An 11,911-nucleotide genomic window follows, 5' to 3' on the forward strand; every position below is an offset into this window, starting at 1 on the left:
GCTGACCCCGTGCTTGCGGCACAGATCGGCAACCGATACCCCGGCCTCATGTTCCTTCAAAATTCCGATGATCTGCTCTTCAGAGAAGCGGCTACGTTTCATGTCCTGGTCCTCTCGATGGGCCAGAACGAACTTCAAACCGGATTAGATCAGAGGGGCAAGGTCACAAGCTGTCTCGCTACTCACTGGCTGAGTGAAACGCGGCAGACCTTGAAGTCAGCGATGTGCTAATTCTCTACTTAAGGCCGAAGACTTGCTGAGCTTGGTCAGACTGCAACAAGTCGCGTGCCGAATGTCCGACACCCGGCAAAATCACGAGCCGCCAATTGAAAGGCCACCCGTTAGCGGTCGCGACAGCTTGCGCCAGCTCAAAAGTGAACTGCCCCCGATCCAAACGCGTCTCTCCTTGGCGCATAGCAGCTGCGCTTTCGTTTAGATCGACATCGCCAGTGTCGTCTTCTCCAAGATAGATCGTTAGAGGCAAAGCCAGATAGGCCTTCAACTCCTGAGAGGCTTGATCCGGCGTATAGACGCAGCCCGAGGAGAGACATCCCAGCCCGTAAGCTGCCGCCTCTGCTAGCGAGGGCAATACGTAGGTCGACGGATTGGCTACGACCACTCTCTTGGCATCCGACAAGGCAAATGCTGCAACACGCGACATGAATTGACCTCCCGCCGAGTGCCCAAAAAGGTAATACTGCGCAGTCGGCAGCCCCTCTCGGGCCCTCGCCCAGTTTACCAAGCCCTTCACGTACCAGACAGTCCACCTGTCCCGAGGTTGAATTGTGCCCGAGTTGACAATGCCTCCCCGCTGATAGCTCCAGCCTGGGAACCTTTCCAGGTCGAAAAGCGGCGCCATAACGATCAGGCAATTTCGATCCGCAAGAGGCTGCGCGTAGTCTCGGTAGGATTCGGCCGTTCGGCTTAGTCCATGGAACACGAACAGGATCGACGGATTGGCACAGTTCTTCGGATGATAGGTGTATACCGTCAACTTTATGCCGTTAATAGTTGCTGAGGTCGTACCTTTTCCAACCTTCCAGGCAAGTACTTGGCCTGAATACGTCAGACTACAGCCTAAGACGACTGCCGCTAACAGACGGATTAGAAATCGCACCTGTCGCTCCCATGGACGATCCCGCAGGGATGACATATCCCATTAGCGGCAGCTAAACAAATCAAAACCGGCTGAGCAGTAAAGAGTTCGTTTCTCCAAGTCTGGTCCTCGCAACGTTCGCAAGCGACGCCTCCGCGGCACCTCAGCGTCCTGAGTGACAGGGTATCGGCTCCTTGTTTTGTCGGCACGTATCGCTCGCGCCGCCATTGCGATCGAGGAACCCAGTGCAAATCCGCGTACGGCAACGCATAAGCTTCGGAGCCTCACGCCAGTGCAGGGATGGCCAATTTAAGGCATCTGTCTTGAACGGCTACGACAACATCGGCGAGTCCAGGCGACAACGCCAGCAACCGATCGATTGTCGCGCGACCGGCTGCCCCTCCCATTATCTTTGGTTGGTAATCGAGGCGCGGGTCTCTGTTTTGAACGTAAACTGGATAAATATCTAAACAGATCTGCTTCGCACCAAAGTGGAAGCAAGGCAGAATGGACTCCCCTTTGCTGTTTCCGGACCCAAAAGCAAAATTGCCGACACTGTATAATATCGGCCGACCATTATAAATCTCGATCGGCTGAAGGATGTGGGGATGATGGCCGATGACTGCGTCCGCACCCAGGTCGATAAATAGCCGTGCTTTCATGCGATCTTGCTCGGTAGGTTGGCGCTGGTATGGCAAACCCCAATGTACCATCACGGCGATCCGATCGACCAGTGGACGAAGCTGGGCCAGGTCACGCTCGACGAATTCGGGCACATCTTGTGCGGAGCCTGGAAGTTCGCCACGAGCCGCTGTTCGACGGTTCCAGTAATATCCGAGAAGTCCGATACGGATATCTGCGCCATCAAAAATCGCGGGGTGGTAAGCAGAGCTCTGGTTCCTACCACCACCGTACGGTTGGATATACTGTCGCTCTAACGTGGCTAGCGTCTCAACCACGCCACCCCGACCGCAGTCTTGAATGTGGTTATTCGCGACAGTCATGGCAGCGAAGCCTGCACGACGTAAGACAGAGGCTGACTTGGGATCGACTTTGTATGAGTAGTTCCGAGTGGTACCTGCTTTCTCTGAGATGGTGGAGAACGGCCCCTCAAGATTTCCCGTTATCAAAGCGCAGCGTCTAAAGATCGGCCTGATCCAGGCGAAGGCATAGTCTGGGCCAAACCTGCGGATACGATGACGCATCCGCATCCCGGTCATCACATCTCCGACCGCCGCCAAATGGTACGGAGCGCTGGCGGACCAAGAGAGGAACTGTTCAAGTTGGTCCGGGTCGATGAGATCGATGTCATCCGGAATTATGACCTCTGAAAACTTCTCGCGAATATTTTCAACATGGCGCCGGACTTCTTCCGACTCACTGAGGCGGTAGAGGGGTGGCTGAACGGAGGGTGCCAACAATGTCTCAACCGCTGAAGAACTAAAGCCGATCCCACGTTTCTCAAAAACGCTTCGGATCAGTGTTTCGTACCGGCTGCTGAATCTCGTTCGGTCTGCATGAAGCAAACACGAGGCGAAGTTCTCCGGAAATGACCTGAGGGCGCGCGTTCGAATTCCGGAAGGAGCATACGGGCTATCAGAAAGTCGTCCCAGCGCCAAAAGGGCAGCTACAACTAACGAAATGCAAGTAAGTTCGTCTCCCGGAAAAGCCTTGTGCAGGTCCCACATTGTCGCCGCTATGATTTGCGCGACCAGCGCCTCCTGCGGCGGCATGTCGGCATCGTCCATACGTGAGTCATTGGCAAGAGTATCCGATGGTACGAACTCGGCATCATGACGGAGGTGCCAGCACCATAGGTAGGGAGTCGAGAGCATCGAGGCCGCAAAGTATGTGCTCAAGGCGTACTCAAGTGGGCCGGGCCTGCTGAAACTGGCGCGCGGTGCATGCAGCCTGTCGGCTTGGATGTCAGCGGTATGGCGCACCACGTGAAGTCCGAATGCCTGATATATGAAGCTGGCATTGTGCGAGGGGTCGCACAGATAAGCACCGCCTGAAATTCGTGGAAGCCACCCTTCCGCCGTGACTGCACGCCCCGGGCCAAACAGCAATTCCCCACAGAGGGGGATCGAAAAATCATCGAGATTTTCGATTCTTGCTGGATATCGGTATTTGGTCCCTTTGACCGGCACCAACCTAAGCAGGTTCCCGTTAACTCCCCCTTGTTTCGGCTGGTGCGCATTGACGATCGCCCTGACCTTCGGCAAGGGGCCCTCGCCGAGTGAACGAAGCACTTCGTTCACTCGATGAGCCATCAAGGAGACGTGGTAGTAGACGTTGACCTGGCCGAAGCGTGCCGCAGTCTCACAACCTTCCTGTTCACCAAGAATGCCGCCGCCAAAAGGCTTGAAGACATAGTTACCTTGCTTGTCGGGCAGTGCTTCGCCCATCTCACCCGTGGGCCAGTTAATTTCCGCGGCTGGATGACCAATTACGTCCACGTACCGCCCACGCAGGCCTTGCCTCTCTGTGTTCTGGTAAAGATAAGGCAGTTCGACCTCGGTTGAATGCACCCGGCCGCCAGTAAAATCTGAATCGCAACGCTCCCAGACGTAAACAGATCCAGTCGCCATCTTTTTCCCCAAAGCTACTGTTTCTTCTGCGAATGCTGAGACGCAAGAATTCACAAGTCTTGCGCTCTGCAAGCCTCCAAACCTTTCGCCGACGGTGCTGAAATTGAGTCCGAAAGGACATGCCGTCGGTTGCAGGCCAACTCTCTACGGGGCGCGGAGATTGTCCTTTAACATGCTCTGGGGCCGCATTTCCCTCCATGGTGGGAAGCTGGATCCGCATCTGCAGCCCAGCTTCCTGGAGCCTTTTGGCCTCAATTCGCCCGCCCCTTTTTGGGGCTACACAAAATCAATCTCCTGAGGAAGCACATCTATCAGATGCTTGCGACCGGCTTTTTCTTCTCTCCGTTTATTCGAGCTGCCTTACTGAGGCCGCCTGCTGAACTGTTATCCTCACCCGATGCAGCGAGCTCTTGCCGAGCGCTCTCCAATGCCTTCGCTGCAGATCCCTCCTTAATCACCTTAAGTTCTTCCGCGACCATATTCGATTTTATGAGATGCCACTTGTCGAGGGAGGCGGCGCGCACGAAGCCGTAAGCCGATGGCATACGGACCATCAGCCAGCCTAGCTTCAATAATTCCTCCGTGAAGCCTCTCACGAACGCTGCCCTGCCGACACGCCGTCCAGTTAGGCGCCTGAATGTCTTGTACGACATTCTTGCACGGGTTCGCGGCTGTCCCGCTTTGTTTGTGGTGCGTTTCAAGGTCAAAGCAACGAGTGTCGCCGCATCATTTAGCGAAACAATCGGTGTGGCAGTTTGCGAAACAGTATCCATAACTTTACTCTCCTTTGCTTCAGCAGAATCGATAAACTCATCACTGCTATCGAACGTCGTTCGTCTCGGGCCGAACCGAAGGAAATGGGGCCACTTCATCGAACCAGCCATCCTTTTTTGCCAAATACGACATTGCCATTGCGTGCATGGCAGCCCTTATTTGCGGTGGCCGCGACTGAGACATAGATGTGACAGGTTCCGCAGCTAGCTCACCAGATCTCGACACAAGCGCTATTTTGGCGCCCGATCCGTCAGTGCTCCATCTCAAAGTTAGAACCAAACCACCACTGTGCAGGTGCCGACGTAGGTCGGTATCAATATCAGGCTCGGAACTTACCAATATTAGTCGTGTAGTCGGCAAGGTCGACAGCGAACGGCGGGACCATTCATCTTCGCTGTTAACAATGAAATAACCCTGGTTGCCGCGCTGCAACACCCGCTGAGTGAGATCTTCGAGAACTGTACCATTATCTGCATCCGTTCGAGTCATCGAGACCGCGCGGCAAGCACCCAGACAAAGACCGCTCGCCCAAAGTCTGTCCGGAGAGGCTGCATAAACCAGAGCTTCCAGGAACGGGTCTCTGGCCAGCATTTGCGGGGTTGTCCGCCGGCCAAATTCCTGGGGTACAGTGTTGATGTAAGCGCCTCTTTTCGACAAGAGACCAACTCTTCGCCCTTCGGCTTGGAACCGGTGATCGATTGCTGTTGCCACCATACCAGTGTGTCGATCGCCAATGACGAGTACGGTGGCGATTTCCGATGAGCCCGGCTCATTGTACATATTGGCCAGGATTACCTCACCCACATCTCTCGAGATCCCCGCTCGCGGCCAAAGATGAAACTCGATCCCCGGCCGTGCATTTACCTCGATGACAGTACACCCGACCTCTTTGTAAGATCTTGCAATGTCGGGCATGATGAGATCTATCCCGGCAATGCTAAGGCCGATGACTCTGACGATGCGCTCGCACAGTTGCTTGTTATCTGGATGAACGGAGCTTGTAACATCGACCGGGATGCCTCCACGGGCGAGGTGACCGGTAGGTCGGAGAACCAAAGGCTGCCCGGAAATTGGGACGGACTCCGGCGTATGACGATGCAAGGCTAGGTGCCGTAGCAACTCATCGTCGATTTCTACAGGAGAAAGACGTCTCCCGTCTCTGTCCGGTTCTCGATTCAAATCATGAATCAGGTCAAGTATCGTTTTTTCACCGTCGCCAACGACTTGGGGGGGGCAACACATGACCGCCGCCACGAGGTGATAGTCAACGACTGTCGCTCGAAATTCCGGGCCGGCGATGAACTGCTCAACCAAGACGCCATACCGCTCTGACTGAGTGACGTCGTGCGCTATATCGAATGCAGCCTCAACTGCACGGCGTCCCCGCAGTTTAACCGAAACTCCCCGCCCCTGATTTCCCTGAGCCGGTTTCACCACGACGGTCTTACCCAGCTGTTTAGCGGCAGCGACGGCCTCAGGTTTGGTGCGAACGGTAATTTGACGGGGTACTGGGATCCCCGCTTGCGCCAAAAGTCTGTTGCCCAGCCTTTTGTCCAAGGCCACCTTCGCCGACGCAAACGATGTAGAACCCGATATCGTTGAGAACAGCTGCTTCTGGTGCTTGCCTTGGCCAAGGCGAAGGTGGTTACGGGCAATGAACTCGAACGGGATGCGATTTCTCTTAGCTGCAGCTACAAGCACAGCGGTCGAATTTGAAAGACGCCGTCTCTTCGCCCTTTCCAGGTTTAGCTCCCGAGTCTGAGCGTATTTCGGTGCCCCGTCCTCGCCTCGCGCCGCCTCACCAATCGCCTCAACGACAGCCGAAGCAGCCGCGCGCGACATCTGCGGGTCATCCGACTCCCAAACGATTGCAAGATGGCTTTCGGACGGGTCGCCTACTAGCGACGCCGTCGGCGAAAACGAATAGAAATTCATCGCGCGGCGAAGCTCAAGATCAGCGGACAGGATTGCATCGGCAATGTAGCGAGGGACCAAAGCGTCTTGTGCACAACCGGGAAACATTTCGGACAGCGCTGAGCGAGCCAGCGCAGTAAAATCGGAGATGCAAGAAACCGCTAGCTGCCCGATATTCAGGGTTAATTTGACCACCGTGTTCGTGCTATGCACATTAAGTCCCGACAGCACCTTAAACCTGACAATCTCAATTTTTCCCAACTCTTCAGATAGGCTGACCATAACCCCACTTTTGACCCCCTGATGTTCACGCTCCGCCTGCTTTTCGACCGTGTCCCACCGGTCGTGATGTAGACTTCCTGAATACCGTTGCGTTGCAGCCACTTCAAAAGCATCTCGAAAACCGGCCGCCCACCGATCGGCATGAGAGGCTTCCGCAAGACCAATGTGAAGGTGCGAGGACGTGGCCCATTCCACCACATTGAATGACTGCTTTCTTCTGATCCCCCCTTCTCGGCCTGAACGCCCCTGAATGCCATTGTCACGGCCGCAGCATCCGGAAGTCGAATTCTTGTTCTCTTAAAAGGCCGGTGAGATTTCCCGCCAGCCTGATCCGGACATTGCAGCTGGATGGTATGTGCCATCGAGGGTTGTGTCGTCGTGCGTTCGAATGGCGGGGATCCAGACGTTATGGTGTTCAATAGCCGTGCCGATAAAATCACGAGCAGAGAGGAAGAAAAAAAGCGTAAAAAGCGTAAATTGAATAAAGGTCGAATAGAAAAAGACTTGTAAATGCCACCTGAGTATAAGTGGGGCGAGTATCATGTCTGTTTCAAGAATTAAACGCGGGCGCCTGAAGAGAGCTAAACGCTCATTCGCTACCCGCCGAGTCGCGGCATCTCACATGCGGACACTCGTCACCGGGCCCCTACAGCCCGTCGCTGGCGATCTTGTTTTGGCGCGCGTTGATGAACTCGGCAATCACAGCAGACTGGAGCTCATCTGCGGCCGAAAAGCGATCATGTTTCCCGGAGATGAGATAATCCTCTGTTATGGAAACAGGTACGCTCCTGACCAGTTCGAGGCCGTAATAGGCCCCGATCTGGGGCCGTGCGACTTAGTAGCGGGGGGAGGCATCGCGGCATGTGAGCTTTCCAGGCATGCTCGCATGCTGGCGCCAACCAAGATCACCCCTCTCGGCCTGATTGGCGACAAGTTCGGCCGCCGGCTAAACGTGTGGGATTACAAGGTCAGCTCAGACGATTTACCCCCTTCACTGCCGATTGTTCTGTCGCTTGGGACCTCAATGAACGCCGGCAAGACATTGACGGCGACGTCATTGGTCAGAGGATTCAAAAAGGCGGGACTGAAGGTCGCCGCACTGAAAATCACAGGAACTGGCTCGGGTGGCGACACTTGGATTGTGCGGGATGCCGGAGCCGACATCGTTCTTGATTTCACAGATGCAGGATTTGCAACGACGTATTTAGCCCCGGTAGATTTGATTGAGAAGGGTGCTTTCCGCCTACTGAACCATGCCGCTGAAAATGGATGTGACGTCGCTGTTATTGAGATTGCCGATGGGCTGCAGCAGAAGGAAACTTCTGAACTAATTCTGGCTGAATCATTGCGTGGCATAGCTCTTGGCGCGATTTTCGCTTCCTATGACGCGATGGGAGCAAAGTATGGAGTTGATACCCTCCGCGCTGCTGGCCACAAGGTACTTGCAATTAGCGGCAGGATCGGGCGCTCGCCGCTCGGTGTGAGGGAGGCTGAAGAAGCCACTGGTCTGCATGTCTATTCCCCATGGGAGCTCCAGGATGGGGCACTCAGCCCCGTTCTACGGGCCCGCGCTTCTGAAAAACTAGCTAACGGACAGAGCAATAATCCATACCTTCGGCGCATAGCTGACTCCTCAAATCCAACTATGGCAATCGGCCAGGGTCGAGCCCATTCTTCCCAGCTGCGAGTTGATTTTTTGGGCAAGCTCGCGCACGAACTGATTCTGGCAGAGTTGGGAGAAACACCTGGCCACGGAAGGCCTGCCAGCGACAGCAGGGCGACATGGCCCAGTCCCTTTGGGAGCGTCTTGGTCACTTTGCCCGAGGTGCTATCGCAAGGCTCGAACCCCGCGTTTATGTCGATCCAGGCGCCCGCTGAGATGATAGAAGCGGCAGTGTTGGCAAAAACCCGTGGAGCCCTCAAGTCATCTCTGGGCAGCCTGGTCCAGGCCCTCGGGTGCCCTCCTCTGTCCGCCACCCAAATGTACAATCTCGTGAGCGGAGCTTGGTCGATGTTCGAGGCAGTTGATCACGATGAACGCCTTTTGGGAGCAAATCGGCATCAGCAAAATGTTCTTGCAGGACCTGCTTTGAGCCCTCATGACGATTTGGATGGGATGATCATGAATTTCTCGGGAATTTTCAACGAGGGCGGCGACCAGCATGCCCCGCTTGGGCGGGCGTGAAAGACGGTGTCCTTGGTGAGAACACGAGGTAGGCGGCGGTACAGCGCCCCGCTCAGCGAAATGTGGCGAAGGTCGATACCTGGCCTTGCTGCGGTTGTGGGTTTTGGTGTCTGTATCAATGCGCTCCGATTTGCTGGGCCGCTTTATTTTATACAAATATTCGACCGGGTCATTTCCAGCCGCAGCGTGGAAACCCTTATTATTCTGACCTTGGCCGCCTTGCTCGCTCTGGTAACCGGCGTCGTGCTGGAAGCCATTCGTCACCGTATGCTTTCCCGCTGGAGCGTTTGGATCGAGCACCACTTGACCAGCCAGTCCGTGAAAGCCGGATTGACGGCAGGCGTCCCCAATCCGCCGCTTCTGACCAGCATCGAGAAAGTCTCCAGCTTTGTTGAGCGAGGGCTAGCTGCTTGGCTGGACGTGGTCTGGGCTCCCGTTTTCCTGTTATGTGTATACTTGATCCATCCTGTTCTCGGCCTGATCGCGTTGGCAGGCATGGCTTTGCTGACAGGTATGAGCCTGCTCAAAGAAAAGATCACACAAGAGCCCCGCCAAGCTGAACGTGAAGCTGCCAAGCAGGCGAAAGAGGTATTGATCTCAGCGGAAAGGCACAAAGACGTAGTCGGCGCCTTCGCAATGGCCGACGCGATCGCCGGTCGCTGGGGTAGGAACAGAGTAGATGGCTTTTTGCAGCGGGAGCGGCTTAATGCCAGAGGATCGAGCCTTGATGCAGCGATCCGGGCGCTGAACCGTTGCGTTTACATAGTTCTATTGGCATCGGGCATCTGGCTGTTCCTGAACGATTCGGCGTCCCTCGGAGGCGTATTTGCAGCCCGGCTCATTGCCAGATTTGCTTACAGAATGGTGGAAAAGGCAGTTCGGGAGCTCAGAAGCCTTAGGGAAGCGCGGGAGGGATACTCTAAGATTAAGGCGGAGCTTGCCAAACCGTTGGACGTAGAGCCGTCTCTGCTTCCTGGAACGCCGCACGGCTCGTTAGTTCTCGATCAAGTTACATTCAGGCATGCTGGATCGCGAGCAGACGTATTTAGGAAACTGTCGCTTTCTCTGGCTCCTGGGGAATTGCTGCTGGTCATAGGACGTGCAGCCACCGGCAAGACGACGCTTTCTCGTCTTCTCATTGGTTTGCTCAAGCCCCGCACCGGTCAGATCCGCTTGGGAGACATGGACATAACCAGGCTTCCGGATAATGTTAGAGCTGGAGGCATTGGCTATTTACCTCAGCACGTTGAACTGTTTGAGGGAACCGTCGCGGAAAATATTGCACGGTTTCAACAAAGTTCTATCGATGACGTGGTTTCCGCAGCAAAAATAGCCGGAATACACGAAATTATCGTTCGTCTGGGCCAGGGCTATGACACTTTGCTTAACGACTCGGTCGGCCTGTCCGGGAGTGAACGGAAGCGAGTAGCCCTTGCCCGCGCGCTTTTTCGCGCGCCGAGACTTATTGTCTTGGACGAGCCATTCGCCAATTTGGACCCTGCCTCGAAGAAGGCCCTTGAGTCGGCGGTTAGGCTTATGAAGGATGCGGGAAGCTCGGTAATTGTGACCATGTCCGGACAGACCAACCGCCTTGCCGGACTAGTTGACAGGTCGCTGATCCTGGGAAGTCGATCGCCCGAGCTCACCGAAGGTTCCGTTCGTCCCGTTCGCTTAGGGAAAACTGAATTGCGGAGCGTTAAGTGATAGCTTCGCTCGCCCTTGGCACCAAACACCCCGGCACCCAGCAAGCCGAAGATCCGCCGCCGTTTGGTAGGCGTTTAGTGATCTCTGGTTTCGCGATAGTCGCTGCCTTCTCGACCCTGACCGGCATGTGGCTTGTCGCGGCACCTATCCAGGGTGCGGTCTTGGCCACCGGGGTGGTGAATGTCGCGTCAAACGTCAAGACAGTTCAGCACCTCGAAGGCGGCATCATATCAGAGATATTGGCTCAAGAAGGAGATCGCGTGTCCCCAGGCCAGGTGTTGATACGATTGCAAAACACCGCTTCGACGGCCGCTGCAAATGAAATCAAGGCGCAGTGGTACGAGGCGAAGGCTACCGAAGCGCGCTTGGTCGCGGAAAGAGATGGAAAGGACACGATCGAAATTCCGCCTGAATTGAAAGCGTCCGGCAAATTGGCAGCGGATGCTGTTTCCGGGCAGGAGAGTGTCTTTCGGACACGTCAAAACCTCTTCAGAGAGCAGCTCTCCCTGCTGCAGCAAGCAACCGGAAGCATGGCGAAGGAGATAGAGGGTTTTGAAGGGCAAGTCGTAGCGGCTACTCGAAAACTCGCGCTAATCGAGGAGCAATTAGGTGATGTCCGCAGCCTGTATGAAAGGAAGTTGGTGGTCAGGACACGCCTGGTAGATTTGGAAAGAGAAAAGGCAGACGTGGGAGGTGCCCTAAGCGGGTATGTAGCATCGATCGGCGCGACCCAGCAAAAGATGGAGGAGACGAAATTCAAGATCGCCGAACTTAGCGCCTCGACGACGGCCGATATCGTCGAGGCACTAGGAGAAACACGCGCCAAAATATACGAATACGAGCAGCGAATGGCGGCTGCTGATGACGTGGCGACGCGTACCGAGATACGCGCTCCTATCGGAGGCACCATAGTGGGACTTAAGGTCCACACGAATGGAGGGGTCGTAGCGGCCGGAGAGCCGCTAATGGACATCGTCCCTCAAGAAGACAACTTCGTTGTTGTGGCAAACGTTGACCCCCTCGACGTCGATCAGGTGAAAGTAGGGCTGCACGCGACGGTTTGGCTGAGCGCTGTGAGCAAACGTTACCAGCAACCGATGAGCGGTGACGTTCGCACTCTTTCAGCTGACCGACTAATTGATCCTCGGACCGGTCAAGCTTTCTATTCAGTTCGAATTGTTCTGAGACCGGAGTCTTTGAAAGCAGCGCCTGTAGCATTGCAAGCTGGGATGAGCACGCAGGTCATGATCGAAACTGGAGCGAGGTCAGCATGGGAGTATCTCAGCGCTCCTGTCTACGCCGCTATGGGTCGCGCCCTTCGTGAATAAAAAGAACGAGCAATAAACAAAGAATTGGAAGTTCCCG

At 55.3% G+C, this 11,911-nt stretch carries 8 protein-coding genes; 3 read left to right on the forward strand and 5 right to left on the reverse strand.

Annotated features, from left to right (window positions below; translation table 11 throughout):
• From NKJ08_RS20090 to NKJ08_RS20110, 5 genes are all read right to left on the reverse strand, one after another.
• The coding region (locus NKJ08_RS20090) for a transposase (protein ID WP_352782961.1) at window positions 1-102 on the reverse strand (102 nt) is incomplete at its 3' end.
• 133 nt (window positions 103-235) lie between these two features.
• Window positions 236-661, reverse strand: a complete 426-nt coding sequence (locus NKJ08_RS20095; RefSeq protein WP_352451186.1) for a hypothetical protein — start codon at window positions 659-661, stop codon at window positions 236-238.
• Between the two features lie 719 nt (window positions 662-1,380).
• Complete coding sequence (locus tag NKJ08_RS20100) at window positions 1,381-3,687, reverse strand: CapA family protein (protein WP_352531560.1); 2,307 nt, start codon at window positions 3,685-3,687, stop codon at window positions 1,381-1,383.
• A gap of 311 nt (window positions 3,688-3,998) precedes the next feature.
• Window positions 3,999-4,460, reverse strand: a complete 462-nt coding sequence (locus tag NKJ08_RS20105; RefSeq protein ID WP_352782917.1) for a hypothetical protein — start codon at window positions 4,458-4,460, stop codon at window positions 3,999-4,001.
• Window positions 4,461-4,506: 46 nt separating this feature from the next.
• Window positions 4,507-6,855, reverse strand: a complete 2,349-nt coding sequence (locus NKJ08_RS20110) for an ATP-grasp domain-containing protein (RefSeq protein WP_352782919.1) — start codon at window positions 6,853-6,855, stop codon at window positions 4,507-4,509.
• Between the two features lie 688 nt (window positions 6,856-7,543).
• Between NKJ08_RS20110 and NKJ08_RS20115 the strand changes: the two genes are divergently transcribed.
• The 3 genes from NKJ08_RS20115 (at window position 7,544) to NKJ08_RS20125 (ending at window position 11,874) form a co-directional block, all read left to right on the forward strand.
• On the forward strand, window positions 7,544-8,842 hold the full coding sequence (locus tag NKJ08_RS20115; protein ID WP_352782921.1) for a hypothetical protein: 1,299 nt from the start codon (window positions 7,544-7,546) through the stop codon (window positions 8,840-8,842).
• Between the two features lie 96 nt (window positions 8,843-8,938).
• Window positions 8,939-10,546, forward strand: coding sequence for an ATP-binding cassette domain-containing protein (locus NKJ08_RS20120; RefSeq protein ID WP_352531568.1), 1,608 nt, complete (start codon window positions 8,939-8,941; stop codon window positions 10,544-10,546).
• Entirely contained in the window at window positions 10,543-11,874 is a 1,332-nt protein-coding gene (locus NKJ08_RS20125) for an HlyD family type I secretion periplasmic adaptor subunit (RefSeq protein WP_352531570.1), read from the forward strand. Before NKJ08_RS20120 ends, NKJ08_RS20125 begins: the two co-directional genes overlap by 4 nt.
• The last annotated feature ends 37 nt before the right edge of the window (window positions 11,875-11,911 follow it).

This window comes from Mesorhizobium sp. M0244 (assembly GCF_040321795.1).
Taxonomy (GTDB): domain Bacteria; phylum Pseudomonadota; class Alphaproteobacteria; order Rhizobiales; family Rhizobiaceae; genus Mesorhizobium.

Bases quoted from the DNA above. Each gene is read 5' to 3' on its own strand.
- NKJ08_RS20105 (WP_352782917.1), bottom strand. From the start codon at position 4,460: ATGGATACTGTTTCGCAAACTGCCACACCGATTGTTTCGCTAAATGAT.
- NKJ08_RS20100 (WP_352531560.1), bottom strand. From the start codon at position 3,687: ATGGCGACTGGATCTGTTTACGTCTGGGAGCGTTGCGATTCAGATTTT.
- NKJ08_RS20115 (WP_352782921.1), top strand. From the start codon at position 7,544: ATGCTGGCGCCAACCAAGATCACCCCTCTCGGCCTGATTGGCGACAAG.
- NKJ08_RS20095 (WP_352451186.1), bottom strand. From the start codon at position 661: ATGTCGCGTGTTGCAGCATTTGCCTTGTCGGATGCCAAGAGAGTGGTC.